Origin of the sequence: Streptomyces sp. NPDC000404 (assembly GCF_040300365.1) — a bacterium.
GTDB classification, from domain to species: Bacteria; Actinomycetota; Actinomycetes; order Streptomycetales; family Streptomycetaceae; genus Streptomyces; species Streptomyces ramulosus.
Map to the genome: position 1 here is coordinate 47576 of NZ_JBEPDN010000019.1, position 13800 is coordinate 61375.

Below are 13800 nucleotides of genomic sequence, written 5' to 3' on the forward strand. Positions count from 1 at the left end.
GCCGCGGCGGGACCTCAGCTGTGGAAGGTGCGGAAATCCTCGTCCGTCAGCCTGTTCAGCCGCACGTGGACGACGCCGGTCTTCTCGATGTACGTGAAATCGTCCCTTCCGTCCCCGTCGACATCCGCGAACTGGATTTCCTCCGGAGGGGCCCCGGTGTCTTTCACGATCTCGCCGATGTCGAAGGCTTCGGTGCCCTCCTCGTAGCCCTTGTTGATCCAGGCCCGTGCGCCGCCTCCGGGTGTGAGGAGGATCTGGTCGGCCTTTCCGTCCCCGTTGATGTCGGCGTACATCAAGGGATGGGGTTTCGCGAGAGGCGAGGCGATCTGCTGGGGAGGGGACCACTCCAGGAGGAATTCCCGGCCGTTCTCGGACAGGCGGCCCTTGTTGTACCAGGCCCTCACCGTGCCGTCCGGCTCCACCAGCAGATAGTCGACCTTCTTGTCGCCGTTGAGATCGGCGAACTGGATCTGCGTACCTTTCCCGATGTCCAGCTTCTCTCCGGTGGAGCCGTGCGTGAACACGTCGGCGACACCGTCGTACCGCCGCATACACATCCGTGCGCCTTCGGGATTGTCCTCGATCCAGGTGTGGACGGTGAGTCCGCCGGTCCGATCGGTCACCAGGCAGTCGGGCCAACCGTCGCCGTCGATATCGCCGAAGCGCAACGCCTCGCCCCTCGCTCCGGGATCAGGGGTGTACGAGTTCCGCCCCTTCTCGCCGAAGAGCAGAAGGTCGTTCTTGACACCGCCGTTCCACCAGAACTGGAAACGCTGGCATGCGTCGACCGTCACATAATCGGCTTTGCTCTCGTTGATGTCGACCAACCAGAACGCGTTCGTGGCCGGGAATTTCTCCGGCGTGCCGCCGCTGCCCCGCGCCGCCGGACCCGGCGCGCCCGCATCGGTCTTCCCGGCAGCGGGCGCCTTGCCGCCGGGTGCCCCGCAGTCGGGTGCCGTGCTCCCGGAGGCGGTGGCGTCGGGCCGGGTGCTCCCGGACGTATCGGCGGCGGAGGTCCACGGCAGGGGAGCGAGGAGCAGCACCGGGACGGCGACCGCCACGGCGGCGGCCGAGGCGACGGCGATCGTCCGGCGCCGCCGCTTCCGATCGGGCACCGCGGCGCCCGCGGAATCCCACGGCGCGGGCGGCGGCGGGAACGGCCGCGGCGCCCCGGGGCCGGACGCGGGCGGTTCGTGCGGCGTGGCCAGCAGGAGCCGGCGCAGCGCGGTGAACGTCCGGTGCCGGGGCGAATCGGCCTTGAGGATGCTGGAGTGATCACCGGGCAGCGCGGAACTGTCGGGGAAGACCGACTGCGCCGAGGCACGGGACACCACGCCGTCGCTCTCGCCCGCGTACACCGTCACCGGAATGGGGCAGGTCCGCTCGGTGACCGCGGTGGCGTGCACGACATCGCGCAGGACCGTGCGCAGCGTCGCGCTGACCTGATCGCTGAGCGGGCGCAGATCCTTCTCCTGCGGATGGCGCAGGCCCAGCGCGCGCCGGCGCAGCGAGAGGAACAGCTCGGAACCGTTGCTCGGGCAGGCGATCATGACCAGCCGCTGGATCCGCGCCAGCTCGGCGCCCCTGCCGTCCTGGAGCATCCGGGCCAGGTAGCGCTGGGCGACCAGCCCTCCCTGGCTGTGGGTGACCAGCATCAGCTTGTCGAATGCGCCGGCTTCGGTGGCCAGATACTCCTTCAGGCTGTCGGCCACGGTTTCGATCGACGGAAGAACCCGCAGCGGATGGACCGGAAACAGGCCGGTGGCGTATTCGAATGCCAGCGGCGCGACGAAATCGAGGTCCCGGTCCGCGGCGATCAATCTGCGCAACGGCTCCCACACCTGCGGCCCGGACATGATTCCGTGGACCATCACCAGTCCCAGCCGGCTGTCCCCCACGAGGCCAACCCCTTCCCCTCGCCGATGGAAGGCTCACCCTAATCCGCTCCCTCAAGCGCCACACCGGGTGAACTGCCGTACATACAGGGATTGTTGGCCGGGAATGCACAGTCCTTACGGCTGCCGGCGCCGCCCCGGTAGGTGCGAGGTCCGGGGCGGCAGCTCGGTGAATTCCGCCTCTCACCTCGCTCTTCCGTGTGCCGGCGACGGTCACGCGTTCCCGAGAAGCGTGTGCAGCGCCTGCCGCAGGACGTCCTCCGGACCGTCCGAGCCACGGCGTCTCAACTCCTCGTACACCGGCGCGACTTCGTCGTCCCCTGGCGTCCGTGGTTCCAGCTGGGCGGCTTGGCGGGTCAGCGCGCTTCCGATCACGAGGTTGGTCGCCGCGTACGCGGTCCACAGCGGCGTGGCCGCGTCCGGCTCGCCGAGTCGCGCGGAGAGCCCTTCCGAGAACGCGAGATAGGCCGGCCCGCGCGGCGGGCGCGCGGCGATGACCCGGACGGCCCACGGGTGCGCGAGGAGGTGGCGGTACAGCGCCAGCAGGATCTCCGCCGCCTCCTCTTCGCGGACGGCGCGTTGCACCGCGGCATCGTGTGCCAGGGCATGGTCGAGCGCCAGGTCGAGTGCGTCGGCCAGGCCGTTGACGCGCGAGTAGAGACTCGCCGGCGCCGTCCCCAGGGCCTGCGCCAGGCCGCGGAGCGACAGCCCGTCGAACCCCGAAGCGTCCAGGATGCCCACGGCCGCGCGTGCGATGGCGTCCGGGTCGAGAGCCCGGACGCGCCGCACGGGTTTGACGCGTTCCCAGTAACTCATGGCCCTCCTTAATCGACCCTTAAGCGATCGCTGTTAGTTTAGGCCCGTGATTGACGCAACCCTGCTCCCGATCAGCGACGGCCTCCGCACACTCCGCCCCCTGTCCGTGCACGACGCCGAGCGGTACGCCGCCGGAACCCGGGATCCGCTCGTGCGGAAGTACGGACACCTGCCGGAACCGGAGTACACGCCCGAGACCGTGGCCCGCCTCGCCGCCGACGTCGTCCCGCGAGGCCTCCGGACCGGAGACCTCGCCGTGCTCGGCATCGCCGACGAGGCGGACGCCTTCCTCGGCAGCCTGGTGCTCTTCGATGTCACCGACACGACCGCCGAAGTCGGATTCTGGCTCCATCCGGACGCGCGGGGCCGGGGCCACTCGGCCGCGGCGCTGGAACTCGCCGCGGCGCTGGCGGCCCGCAGCGGCCTCGGCGAACTGACGGCACGCACCGCGACCGGCAATCTCTCGTCCCAGCGCTGTCTGGAGCGCAGCGGATTCCACCGGACCGGGGTCGACGTCGACCGCACGCCCTCCGGCGCACGCGTGGAACTGGCGCACTACCGGCGGCAGCTGGAGTGAGGTCAACGGCCGCTGTCGGCGCGGGCGCGGCGCCAGGCGGCGTCGGCCAGCAGGCGCAGGCCGTTGAGGCCGACGATGACGGTGGATCCCTCGTGGCCGGCGACGCCCAGCGGGAGCGGCAGGGTGCCGATCAGGTCCCAGAGCACCAATCCGGTGATGAACACCGAGGCGATGACGAGGTTCTGCACCACCAGACGGCGGGCCCGCCGGGAGAGGGCCACGACCGCGGGGACGGTGGCGAGTTCATCGCGGACGACGACCGCGTCGGCGGTCTCCAGGGCGAGGTCGGAACCGGCCCGGCCCATGGCGATGCCGGAGTGGGCGGCGGCCAGCGCGGGAGCGTCGTTGACGCCGTCGCCCACCACGAGGACCTTGCGCCCGGCCCGCTCCAGCTCGTTGACGGCCGCGACCTTGTCCTGGGGCAGCAGCCCCGCGCGGACGTCGGTGATGCCGGCCTCGTCGGCGAGGCGGGCGGCGGCGCGCGGGTTGTCGCCGGTGAGCAGCACCGGCGCGGCCTCGGTCAGGGCGGTGAGGGCGGCGACGGTGGCGGCGACCTCGGCCCGCAGCCGGTCGGCGATCCCCAACACCCCGACCGGTACGCCGTCGACCTCGACCAGGACGGCGGTGCGGCCCGCGTCCTCCAGCCGGGCGGCGACGGCCGCGGCCGGATGACCGGTGCGGCCGTGCAGCAGCCGGGCCGGGCTGCCGACCGCGACGGCCCTGCCGCCCACGGTGGCCGTCACGCCGGAGCCGGGGGCGGAGGTGAAGTCCTCCGCGGCGGGGAGATCCAGGCCGCGGGCGCGGGCGGCGTCGACGACGGCGCGGGCCAGCGGGTGCTCGCTGGGGTGCTCGGCCGCCGCCGCGAGGGTCAGCAGCTCCTCCTCGCCCAGCTCGGATGCGGCGAGCGGACGGATGTCCGTGACGCGCGGGGTGCCCTCGGTCAGGGTGCCGGTCTTGTCCAGCGCCACCGCGTCGATCCGGCCCAGCTGTTCCATCACCACGGCGGACTTGACCAGGACGCCGTGGCGTCCCGCGGTGGCGATGGCGGAGAGCAGCGGGGGCATGGTGGCCAGCACCACCGCGCACGGCGAGGCGACGATCATGAAGGTCATGGCCCGTAGCAGCGTCGGCTGGAGCGCCGCGCCGAACAGCAGCGGCAGCGCGAACAGCGCGACGGTGGCGGTCACCATCCCGATCGAGTACCGCTGCTCGACCTTCTCGATGAAGAGCTGGGTGGGCGCCTTGGTCCCGGAGGCCTCCTCGACCATGGCCACGATCCGGGCGATCACCGAGTCCGACGGATCGCGTTCGACCTTGACGCGCAGGGCGCCGGTGCCGTTGAGGGTGCCGGCGAAGACCTCGTCCCCGGCCTCCTTGGCGACCGGCAGGGGCTCGCCGGTGATGGTGGCCTGGTCCACCTCGCTCGCGCCGTCCAGGACCCGGCCGTCGGCACCGATCCGTTCGCCGGGCCGCACCAGGACGGTGTCGCCCACCGCGAGCCGCCCGGTCGGCACCGTCTCCTCGGTGCCGTCGTCGGCGAGCCGGGTGGCCGTGGCGGGGGCGAGGTCGAGCAGCCCGCGCACGGAGTCGGCGGTGCGGGCGGTGGCGACCGCCTCCAGCGCGCCGGACGTGGCGAAGATGACGATCAGCAGCGCGCCGTCCAGCACCTGCCCGATCGCGGCGGCACCGAGCGCGGCCACCACCATCAGCAGGTCCACGTCGAGGGTCTTCTCCCGCAGCGCCTGGAGCCCGGCCCACCCCGGCTCCCAGCCGCCGCAGACATAGGTCAGCGCGTACAGCGGCCCCCACGCCCAGGCCGGGGCGCCGAGCAGCTGCAGCGGCAGCGCGATCAGGAACAGCACCAGCGCGGCGGCCGCCCATCGCGCCTCGGGCAGGGCGAAGATCCGGGTGCGGCGCCGGGGCGGCACGGCTTGACGGACGGCGTCCGGCCCCGGGGGCCGGTGGGTGAGGGTCGAGGTCATCGCAGCGGAGATCCTTCGGGTCGCATGCGGGATACGGGGAACGGGCCCGGTCCCACCACCGTACAGGAACAAATGAACATTGATTCATATGTTGGTCCGGGTCGTTACGATGAATCCATGGGTCATGGAGCCGCTCCCGCGAACAACGCCGTCCCGCGCACCCGCCTGGACGCGGACAACGCCGCCAAGGTGGCCACCACGCTCCAGGCCCTGGCCACCCCCTCCCGCCTGCTGATCCTCGCCCGCCTGCGCGAGGGCCCGCTGCCCGCCACGGAGCTTGCCGCCGAGGTCGGCATGGAACAGTCCGCCTGCTCCCACCAGCTCCGCCTGCTGCGCAACCTCGGCCTGGTCACCGGCACCCGCAACGGCCGCTCCGTCGTCTACGCCCTCTACGACAACCACGTCGCCGAACTCCTCGACCAGGCGCTCTACCACGTCGAACACCTGCAACTCGGCCTCACCGACGCCACACCCCGCACGCCCGCCGGCGGCGAGCGGAAAGCCACCACGGCGGGCTGAGGGCGCGGACCGCACCTCGCGCGGCGCCATGTCACACCCCGCCGCCCTGCCCTGTCCCCTCCGGTGACGAGGAGTCCCACCCCGGGACTCCCACCTCGGAGGCGATTTCCATGGCCCGTATTTCACTCGACCCGCCGCGCACCCTGCTGTACCGGATCAGCGCGTGGTACTCCCGGCGTACCTTCGGCGCGGTTCTCGATCCGGCCCGCGCGATGGCCCATCACCGCAAGGTGATGCTGACCGATATGCGCTTCGAGCTGTCCGTCGCCCGGTGGAAGACGCTGGACCCTCAGCTCAAGCTGCTCGCCGTGATGGCCCCCGCGCATCTGATCGGCTGCTCCTGGTGCACCGACTTCGGCTACTGGGAGGCCCACAACAACGGCATGCCGCGCGAGAAGCTGCACGCCGTACCGGACTGGCGCAACCGCCGTGAGGCGTTCACCGCGCTGGAACTGGACGTCCTGGAGTACGCCGAGGCGATGACCGCGACCCCGCCGGCCGTCACCGACGCACTGACGGCCCGGCTGATCGGGCAGCTCGGCGAGCCGGCGTTCGTCGAACTCACCGCGATGGTCGCCGTGGAGAACCTGCGCTCCCGGATGAACAGCGCCTTCGGCCTCACCGGGCAGGGCTTCTCGGACCGCTGCGAGGTACCGTCGCGTGCGTGAGCGCGCTTGAACTCTTCGAGGAACACCGGCCGGTGCTGTTCGGCATCGCCTACCGGATGCTGAGCAGTGCCGCCGATGCCGAGGACATCGTCCAGGACGCCTGGCTCAAATGGAGCGCCGTGGACGTCGACGCGGTGGAGCACCCCCGCGCATACCTGTGCCGGATCGTCACCAACCTCGCGATCAACCGCGCACAGTCGGCCGCCGTCCGACGCGAGTCGTATGTGGGCCCGTGGCTGCCGGAGCCGCTGGTGACCGCGCCGGACGCCGGCGCCGGGGTCGAGCAGGCGGAGGCGGTCTCGCTGGCGATGCTGGTGGTGCTGGAGGCGCTCTCCCCGCTGGAGCGGGCGGTGTTCGTCCTCAAGGAGGTGTTCGGCTTCGGCCACCCGGAGATCGCCGGGATGCTGGAGCGCTCCGAGGCCTCGGTACGTCAGGTCGCCAGCAGGGCCCGCCGCCATGTGCAGGCCCGGCGGCCCCGCTACGACGCGCCCGCCGACGTACGGCGCAAGGTCACCGACGAGTTCCTGGCCGCCTGCCTCGGCGGGGACCTCAACCGGATGATGGCGTTGCTCGCCCCCGATGTGACGGTCTGGACCGACGGCGGCGGGAAGATCCGGGCCGCGCTGCGCCCGCTCTTCGGCGCCGACAAGGTCTCCCGCTGGATCCTCGGCGTCCTCTCCACCCCGCTCCCGGCCGCCGGCGCCCACCGGGTGCTGGTCAACGGCCTGCCCGGCCACCTCTTCACCTCGGGCGCCCAGCCCGACTCGGTGGCCTGCTGCGACGTCACGGAGGACGGCACCATCAGCGCCATCCGGCTGATCCGCAACCCCGACAAGCTCCTCCGCGTCCGGCTCGCCGGCTGACCCGGAGCTACGGACGGGCCGTCGCCGTGATCCGCACCGTGGCCCCGGGGGCTGCCGCCGGGAGCCGCACCCGGGCCGTGCCGCGGCCGTCGTTCACCACCACCGCCGGGCCCGCGCCGCTGACGGCGATCCGCGCCCCGTCGGGAAAGGCCGTGGCGGGGAGGGCCAGCTGGGTCCAGGCGCGCCGGGTGGTGCGGGTGGCGGTCAGGGTGAGGGTGTACGTCCGGGTGCCCGGGGCGTAGGACTCGGCGGCCGGGATACCGGCCACGGCCGGTGCGTACGGGGCGAAGGCGGGCTGCTTGCCGGGGGCGGGGCTGCCGTCGGTGTCGTAGGCGCAGTAGCCGCCGCCGTCGCGGGCGCGGCAGTCGTACCACAGTGCCCAGCCCGCGGCGAAGCGGTCCATGGAGGCCACCTGACGCCGGAACAGTTCCGCGTTGCCGGGGGTGACGGCCTGCGGCGGGCCCCATTCGCCGACCAGTACCGGCAGCCGGTGGGCGGTGGGGTAGGCGCCGACGGCGGCCTCGTAGTTCTCGACGAAGCGGCTCCCGGTGTCCCAGTCGGCACCCGATTCGACGGCCGTGTCGTAGTAGTGCGGGGCGTACCCGAGCCGGTCCGCGCCGGGCCGGGGGTCGGTGAAGGAGGGCAGGCTGGTGGGTACGCCCTCGCCGACCAGGACGGTGGGCTCGACGAAGAGCCAGGCGTCGGGGTCGGCGGAGCGGACGGCGCCGATCAGCCGCCGGTACATCGCGGCCAGCCGTCCGCGCTCCAGGGCGGCGGAGGCCTCGATCCGGTCGCCGGGGTCGGCCGGGTCGCCGGGGACCGGCCCGAAGGGCTCGTTGAACAGGTCGTAGCCCAGCAGGGAACGGTGTCCGCGCAGCGTGGCCGCGACCTTGGCGTAGGCGGCGTTCTGGGCGGCGCGCAGATCGCCGTCGTCGTACAGATGCGTGAAGGCGGCCTGTACGGCGGGCTGGAAGTAGTCGGCGAACCAGTCGTCCGGGTCGGGCTCGAAGGGAAGTCCGTCGGTGCGGGTGGCCCAGGCGGGGATGCCGCCGTGGCCGAACGCCGGGCCGTAGACGTCCTGGTGCCAGTCGACGAGGACCTGCACCCCGTGGCGGTCGGCCCAGCTCAGGACCCGCCCGAGGTAGGCCAGATAGTCCGTGTCGTAGCGGCCGCGCCGCGGCTCCAGCCGTTCCCATTGGACGGTGAACCGCAGCAGCCCGAACCCGTCGCCCGCCAGCCGGGCGATGTCCTCCTCGGTCACCGTCTCGTTCTTGCCGAGGTTGAGGCCGCGCAGCCGCAGCACCCGGCCGTGCCGGTCGGCGAGGTACGTACGGCCGTCGGGCGCGGTGACGGTACCGGCGGGGACGGGCCGGCCGGCGCTCGGGACCTCGGGTACGGCCGCCGGACCGGGCCCGGAGACGGCCCGCGCGGCCGCCGCCGGGCCCGTCTCGGGGACGGCGCAGAGCAGGGCCAGCCCGAGGGCCAGGACCGCGGTGGTACGGCGCAGACGCATAACGAACTCCCGATGGCAGGAAATTGACGACGCATCAGTTCGAAGAGCCGGGCGTTACCTACCCCGGGACGCCGTCAGCTACCACCGGAACCGCGCGGCACCCCGCGGGCGTCGCCGGTACCGGACAGCGGCGCATCCCGCCTCTGGCGGGGTGCGCCGGACACGCGACACGAACCGCTTCTCTTCCGCCGGCCACGGGCCGGGACCGTTCGGCAACCCGCATCCCCCGAAGGGGCTTTCATGCGCAATCTTTCACGTCCGGGAACGATCGGCGCCGCACTGCTCGCCCTCTGTCTATCCGCCGGTCCGGCCTCCGCGACGCCGGGCGGGCCCGGGGTCACCGCGAAGGACATCGCCCGGATCACCGTCGGCGACACGGACCACATCCTGCGCGAGATCACCGTTCCGCCAGGTCAGGGCACGGGATGGCACTATCACGACGGCACCCTCTACGGCCGCGTCGAGCAGGGCACGCTGAGCCATTTCGATGCCACCTGCGCCTCGGACGGCGTGTACCCGAAGGGCAGCTCGATCGAGGAACCGGCGGGCGCCGGTCATGTGCACGTCGGGGAGAACCGCGGCACCACGGACGTCGTCCTCACGGTCTTGTACGTGCTGCCGCACGGGGCACCCTTCTCGCAGGACGCGCCCAACCCGGGGTGCCCCTTCGGGTAGCCGCCCAGGGAGTGCGACGACGGAATCCGGCCGGGCCCTCGTCCGCATGCGGTGGCACGGTGACGAACGCCCGGCCGGGGCCGGTCAGTTGTGCGCGATGAAGTCGGTGACCAGGCGGTTGAACTCGTCGGCGTGCTCGATCATGGCCCAGTGGCCGCAGTGGTTGAGCAGCACCAGCCGGCTGTGCGGGATGTTCGCCAGCAGATGGAGCGAGGTCTCGTACGGGACGACGCGGTCGTCGCGGCCGTGGATGAGCAGCGTCGGCACCTCGATGCCGGGGAGCAGCTTCGGGTCGGCCCACTTCGGCAGCGGTGCGCCCTTGGGCAGTCCCGCCACGTAGTTGCGCAGGTGCTCCGGGCGGGCGAGCGCGGCCTCGGAACGGGCCTTGCACAGCTCGGGGGTCGCGAACCGCTCCTTGTCGTAGACCATGATCTCGACGAGGCGGCGCATGTTCTCGGGGCCGGCGTCGTGGTAGGCCTCGATGAGCACCTTGAGGCCCTCCGAGGGGCCGCCGCCGGGGCCGAAGAGAGTGGGCGCCGTGCCGACCGGCGGGCCCATGGTGACCAGGTGCGAGATGCGGTCGGGGTGTTCGGTGGCGAGCCGCAGGGAGGTCTGGCCGCCCATCGAGTTGCCGACGAACGCGGCCTTGCCGATGCCCAGGGCGTCGAGGAAGGCGATGGCCGTCCCGACATGGTCGAGCCGGTCGACGGTGGCGGGATCCGACTCGCCCCAGCCGGGCATGTCGACGGCGTACACATGGAAGTGCTCGGCCAGCGCCTCGATGTTGCCGGAGAAGTTGCTCCAGCCGGTGGCGCCGGGACCGCTGCCGTGCAGCAGGACGACGGGGTGGCCGGAACCCGCCTCGTAGTAGCGGAGGTGGAAGCCGCCGGCCCGGACGGTGCGGGCGATGTCCTGGGGGTCGAGGGTCATCGGTGGTCCTCTCCATGGGGGTGGGGGGCGGCGGCGAGGAGTTCGGCCACGGCGCCCGGGGGGCGGTGGCCCCAGCTGTGCAGGTGGTCGAGCGTCCGTACCTGCCAGGTCTCGTCGTCGATGATCAGCCCGCCCCAGCCGTACTCGATGCTGAAGCCGGAGGGCGTGAAGACGTAGAAGCTGAACATGTGGTCGTTGGGGTGCATGCCGAGCGTCATCTCGAAGGGCTGCCCGGCGTCCATGCAGCGGTCGTAGGCGGCGCCGACGTCGCGGAGGTCACCGACCTCGACCATGAAGTGGTGGGTGGCCTTCGGGGACGGCATGTCGCCGAAGGCGACGGTGTGGTGGCGGCCGTTGCAGTGCAGGAAGATCAGGTCGGCGACGACGCCCGGGGCCACCTCCTCGACGACGGTGTCGCTGATCTTGAAGCCGAGCAGATCGAGGTAGAAGGCCAGGTAGGTCTCGCGCGGCACGCCGTGGGTCATGAGGACCTGGTGGCCCGCGCCGCCGGCGCCGGTCACGAAGGCGCCGAGCAGCTTCGTGGACGTGAAGGGTGTGGCGGCGTCGGCCAGGCCGGTGACCAGTTCGATGCGGTTGCCCATCGGGTCGGTGGTGAGGAAGATCCGGTCCACCTTGCGGGCGGCGGCCAGCGCGGCGTCGCCCTCGGTGACCTCGACACCGGCCGCGCGGACCTTCGCCACCAGGGCGTCCAGCGCTTGCGCGTCCGCGACCTCGTAGCCGCTGGCCACCAGGTCGTCGGCCGGGCCCTCGGTGACGATCCAGCGGTGGGCCTTCCGGTCGGTGCGCAGGGTCAGGCCGCCTGGGGTCCGCTCGCCGAGCTGCATACCGAGCAGTTCGGTGCCGAAGCGTTCCCAGTCGGCGGCGTTGCTGACTTCGTAGACGACGTAACCGAGTTCTCTCACCCCGGTCATATGGCTGCTCCTTGCCGTGCTGTCGTGCTCGTCCTTGGCGTGCGTGTGCTGCTCATGCGGGTACGGCCAGGCCGTCGATGTCGGAGGCGGCGACGAACTTGTCCGGGCGCACCGCGACGGCGCGCGCGCCGTGGCCGCGCAGCCACGGGAGCAGGACCTCGTCGAGGTCCACGAGTTCGTCGGGCCCGCGGGTGTGGGCCGACTTCGGGCGCACCGCGAGGTAGCGGGCGCCGAGCGCGTCCCAGGCGGCCTTCTCCTCGGGCGTCAGCAGCGTCGCGGGGTCGGTGTCGTCGGCGAGCAGGACGAAGCCGCGGCCCAAGAGGTCGTCCAGGCGGGACATCCGGCCCGCGGTGTTGCCGACGACCGGCTGTGGCACCATCCGGCCGACGATGCCGCTGCCGTCCACCGGGCCCCGCAGCCAGCCGCCGCGGAGCCGGGGCTCGGCGTTGAGCGGCGGTTCGACGCCGGTGACCTCCTGCTTGACGACCTGGCCGAGGGAGACCGCGAGTTCGGTGAAGAACGCGGCGCTCGGGCGGCGCTCCGCCTCGTAGGTGTCGAGCCAACTCGCGGGCAGCTCGCCCTTGATGACGCGGGCGAGCTTCCAGCCGAGGTCGTGGGCGTCGCGGATGCCGGTCTGCATACCGGCCCCGGCCCACGGCGGCATCAGATGGGCGGCGTCCCCGGCGAGGAAGACCCGGTCCGCGCGCCAGGTGTCGGCCATGCGGACGTGGTGCCGGTAGAAGGCGTGCTGGTGGATCTCGACGTCGTCCGGTGTGACGCCGAGGGCTTCGAGCAGCGGCCACACCTCGGCGCTCGTGGGGTAGTCGGCCGGGGTCTCGTCGGGCAGGAGCGGGATCTCCCAGCGGTGGTTGCCGGCGGAGAGCGCGATGTCGACGACCGGGCGCTTCTTGTCGGACCAGAAGGTCAGCGTGTCGCGGTGGGGCCACCAGCGCTTGACCCGGCAGTCGATGACCACCCAGGTGACATCGCCGGTCTCGCCGAGGAGTTGGCAGCCGATCCGGCCGCGGGTCGCGCTGCTGCCGCCGTCGGCGCCGATCGCGTACCGGGCGCGGACGGTGCGCCGCTCGCCGGTCGCGGTGTCCGCGGCGGTGACCGTGACGCCGTCGGCGTCCTGGGCGAGGCCGGTGACCTCCGCGCCGTAGTGCACGGTGAGGCGGTCGCCGTACTCCTCGGCGGCGGCGCGCAGTTCGGCCTCCATGGCCGGCTGGTAGATGTTGAAGGCGCGGGCGCGGCAGCCGAGGACCGACCGCGGCCGGTCCACGCGCATGAGCTGTGTGCCGTCGTAGGTGATCCAGCGCAGCGCGCGCTGGGGTTCGATCTTCTTCTCGACCCGTTCGTCGATGCCGAGGTCCTGGAAGATCCGCATCGTCCAGTCGTCGACCGTCACGGCCCGGGCCCGGGGATAGAGGTCCTGGTCCCGTTCGAGGGCCACGGCGGACACCCCGTTCCTGGCGAGGGTGAGAGCGGCGATCACTCCGGTCGGGCCGTACCCGACGAGGGCGACATCCGCGTCGTAGCTGTGGGTCATGCGATGACTCCGTCGTCCCATCCGCAGCACTGCGGAAGTGTTGGACCGATCGGTCCATTAGTTGTGAGGCTAACAGCGCGCTTCGGCCGTGTGTCAAGGGTTGCGGTGCGGAAAAAGAGGGTGCGGGCGGCGGCCGAAGACGGCCTCGGCGTACGGGACTTCGGGCCGCGCCCGGTGCGTGCGGGGGCGGCCCGTAAACTTCGGCGAATGCAGAATTCCGCGCGGCAGGCGCACTCCGTGAACCGGCGCGGCCGGCGGTCACGACAGGAGATCCTCGACGCGACGGCCCGGGTGATGGCCGCGCGCGGATACGCGGGCACCTCGATGTCCGCGCTGGTCAAGGAGTCAGGGCTGCCGAAGAGCGCCTTCTACCACCACTTCGACTCCAAGGCGGGCCTGCTCGCCGCCGTCATGGAGCGAGGGGCCCACGAGTTCTTCGACGCCATGCGCGAGGCGCACCGCGACCCGCCGCAGGGCGGCACGCCGCGCGAGCGCCTCGGCTGGTACCTGCAGCGGGCCGGCGAGGTGCTGGAGCACCGCGAGGACTTCCTGCGGCTGCTGCTGGTCCTGGTGATGAGCCATGAGGCGGCCGAGGCACCGGAGGCGCTGCGGACCGTGATCACCATCCGCGACGAGGGGCGCGCCTACATGCGCCGGATGATCCGCTCGGCGTTCCTCGGCGAGGGCGCGGAGACCGCGGACCGGGTCGCGGACGCGCTGGCCCACTTCGGCATGGCCGGTTTCGACGGCGCCTTCGTCTCCCTCCAGTCCGAGGACGGCAAGCCCATCGCGGCGTACATGCGCGAACTCACGGACGCCGTGGCGGCGCTCGGCGAGGCGCTGACCGGGCCCCGCTGACCGCCGCCCGCGCCCCCGGCCCC

General features: G+C 72.3%; 13 protein-coding genes. 6 read left to right on the forward strand and 7 right to left on the reverse strand.

Annotated features, from left to right (window positions below; translation table 11 throughout):
* Nucleotides 1-14: 14 nt before the first annotated feature.
* Together ABT345_RS30450 and ABT345_RS30455 are read right to left on the reverse strand one after the other, a co-directional pair.
* Nucleotides 15-1898, reverse strand: a complete 1884-nt coding sequence (locus ABT345_RS30450) for an FG-GAP-like repeat-containing protein (RefSeq protein ID WP_345080650.1) — start codon at nucleotides 1896-1898, stop codon at nucleotides 15-17.
* 210 nt (nucleotides 1899-2108) lie between these two features.
* Nucleotides 2109-2711 (reverse strand): hypothetical protein, encoded by a 603-nt coding sequence (locus ABT345_RS30455; RefSeq protein ID WP_345080647.1) that lies wholly within the window; start codon nucleotides 2709-2711, stop codon nucleotides 2109-2111.
* Nucleotides 2712-2757: 46 nt separating this feature from the next.
* Here ABT345_RS30455 and ABT345_RS30460 point away from each other — a divergent pair, with 46 nt between their 5' ends.
* Nucleotides 2758-3288 carry a GNAT family N-acetyltransferase gene (locus ABT345_RS30460; protein ID WP_345080644.1) on the forward strand — a complete coding sequence of 177 codons (531 nt, stop codon included), beginning with the start codon at nucleotides 2758-2760 and terminating at the stop codon, nucleotides 3286-3288.
* 2 nt (nucleotides 3289-3290) lie between these two features.
* Here the strand turns inward: ABT345_RS30460 and ABT345_RS30465 are convergent, their stop codons facing one another.
* Nucleotides 3291-5270 (reverse strand): heavy metal translocating P-type ATPase, encoded by a 1980-nt coding sequence (locus tag ABT345_RS30465; RefSeq protein ID WP_345080641.1) that lies wholly within the window; start codon nucleotides 5268-5270, stop codon nucleotides 3291-3293.
* Between the two features lie 117 nt (nucleotides 5271-5387).
* Between ABT345_RS30465 and ABT345_RS30470 the strand changes: the two genes are divergently transcribed.
* The 3 genes from ABT345_RS30470 (at nucleotide 5388) to ABT345_RS30480 (ending at nucleotide 7320) form a co-directional block, all read left to right on the forward strand.
* Nucleotides 5388-5789, forward strand: a complete 402-nt coding sequence (locus ABT345_RS30470; protein WP_345080638.1) for an ArsR/SmtB family transcription factor — start codon at nucleotides 5388-5390, stop codon at nucleotides 5787-5789.
* Between the two features lie 110 nt (nucleotides 5790-5899).
* Complete coding sequence (locus ABT345_RS30475; RefSeq protein ID WP_345080635.1) at nucleotides 5900-6457, forward strand: carboxymuconolactone decarboxylase family protein; 558 nt, start codon at nucleotides 5900-5902, stop codon at nucleotides 6455-6457.
* Complete coding sequence (locus ABT345_RS30480; protein ID WP_345080632.1) at nucleotides 6454-7320, forward strand: RNA polymerase sigma-70 factor; 867 nt, start codon at nucleotides 6454-6456, stop codon at nucleotides 7318-7320. Before ABT345_RS30475 ends, ABT345_RS30480 begins: the two co-directional genes overlap by 4 nt.
* A 7-nt stretch (nucleotides 7321-7327) precedes the next feature.
* Here ABT345_RS30480 and ABT345_RS30485 read toward each other — a convergent pair whose 3' ends face one another.
* Nucleotides 7328-8833 (reverse strand): glycoside hydrolase family 5 protein, encoded by a 1506-nt coding sequence (locus ABT345_RS30485; protein ID WP_345080629.1) that lies wholly within the window; start codon nucleotides 8831-8833, stop codon nucleotides 7328-7330.
* Between the two features lie 240 nt (nucleotides 8834-9073).
* Here ABT345_RS30485 and ABT345_RS30490 point away from each other — a divergent pair, with 240 nt between their 5' ends.
* Nucleotides 9074-9508, forward strand: a complete 435-nt coding sequence (locus ABT345_RS30490) for a cupin domain-containing protein (RefSeq protein ID WP_345080626.1) — start codon at nucleotides 9074-9076, stop codon at nucleotides 9506-9508.
* Between the two features lie 84 nt (nucleotides 9509-9592).
* Here ABT345_RS30490 and ABT345_RS30495 read toward each other — a convergent pair whose 3' ends face one another.
* The 3 genes from ABT345_RS30495 to ABT345_RS30505 are packed head-to-tail and all read right to left on the reverse strand — an operon-like array spanning nucleotide 9593 to nucleotide 12919.
* Nucleotides 9593-10438, reverse strand: coding sequence for an alpha/beta fold hydrolase (locus ABT345_RS30495; RefSeq protein WP_345080623.1), 846 nt, complete (start codon nucleotides 10436-10438; stop codon nucleotides 9593-9595).
* Entirely contained in the window at nucleotides 10435-11370 is a 936-nt protein-coding gene (locus ABT345_RS30500; RefSeq protein ID WP_345080620.1) for a VOC family protein, read from the reverse strand. The genes ABT345_RS30495 and ABT345_RS30500 overlap by 4 nt, the downstream gene beginning before the upstream one ends.
* Before the next feature lie 52 nt (nucleotides 11371-11422).
* Nucleotides 11423-12919 carry a bifunctional 3-(3-hydroxy-phenyl)propionate/3-hydroxycinnamic acid hydroxylase gene (locus ABT345_RS30505; RefSeq protein ID WP_345080616.1) on the reverse strand — a complete coding sequence of 499 codons (1497 nt, stop codon included), beginning with the start codon at nucleotides 12917-12919 and terminating at the stop codon, nucleotides 11423-11425.
* A gap of 207 nt (nucleotides 12920-13126) precedes the next feature.
* On the opposite strand from ABT345_RS30505, the gene ABT345_RS30510 reads away from it, so the two are divergent.
* A complete protein-coding gene (locus tag ABT345_RS30510) occupies nucleotides 13127-13777 on the forward strand; it encodes a TetR/AcrR family transcriptional regulator (protein ID WP_345080614.1) in 651 nt (216 codons plus the stop codon).
* The last annotated feature ends 23 nt before the right edge of the window (nucleotides 13778-13800 follow it).

What these genes read in the sequence shown, in the direction of transcription:
- ABT345_RS30455 (WP_345080647.1), bottom strand. Translation starts at nt 2,711, where the DNA reads ATGAGTTACTGGGAACGCGTCAAACCCGTGCGGCGCGTCCGGGCTCTC.
- ABT345_RS30465 (WP_345080641.1), bottom strand. Translation starts at nt 5,270, where the DNA reads ATGACCTCGACCCTCACCCACCGGCCCCCGGGGCCGGACGCCGTCCGT.
- ABT345_RS30470 (WP_345080638.1), top strand. Translation starts at nt 5,388, where the DNA reads ATGGGTCATGGAGCCGCTCCCGCGAACAACGCCGTCCCGCGCACCCGC.
- ABT345_RS30475 (WP_345080635.1), top strand. Translation starts at nt 5,900, where the DNA reads ATGGCCCGTATTTCACTCGACCCGCCGCGCACCCTGCTGTACCGGATC.
- ABT345_RS30485 (WP_345080629.1), bottom strand. Translation starts at nt 8,833, where the DNA reads ATGCGTCTGCGCCGTACCACCGCGGTCCTGGCCCTCGGGCTGGCCCTG.
- ABT345_RS30490 (WP_345080626.1), top strand. Translation starts at nt 9,074, where the DNA reads ATGCGCAATCTTTCACGTCCGGGAACGATCGGCGCCGCACTGCTCGCC.
- ABT345_RS30495 (WP_345080623.1), bottom strand. Translation starts at nt 10,438, where the DNA reads ATGACCCTCGACCCCCAGGACATCGCCCGCACCGTCCGGGCCGGCGGC.
- ABT345_RS30500 (WP_345080620.1), bottom strand. Translation starts at nt 11,370, where the DNA reads ATGACCGGGGTGAGAGAACTCGGTTACGTCGTCTACGAAGTCAGCAAC.
- ABT345_RS30505 (WP_345080616.1), bottom strand. Translation starts at nt 12,919, where the DNA reads ATGACCCACAGCTACGACGCGGATGTCGCCCTCGTCGGGTACGGCCCG.
- ABT345_RS30510 (WP_345080614.1), top strand. Translation starts at nt 13,127, where the DNA reads ATGCAGAATTCCGCGCGGCAGGCGCACTCCGTGAACCGGCGCGGCCGG.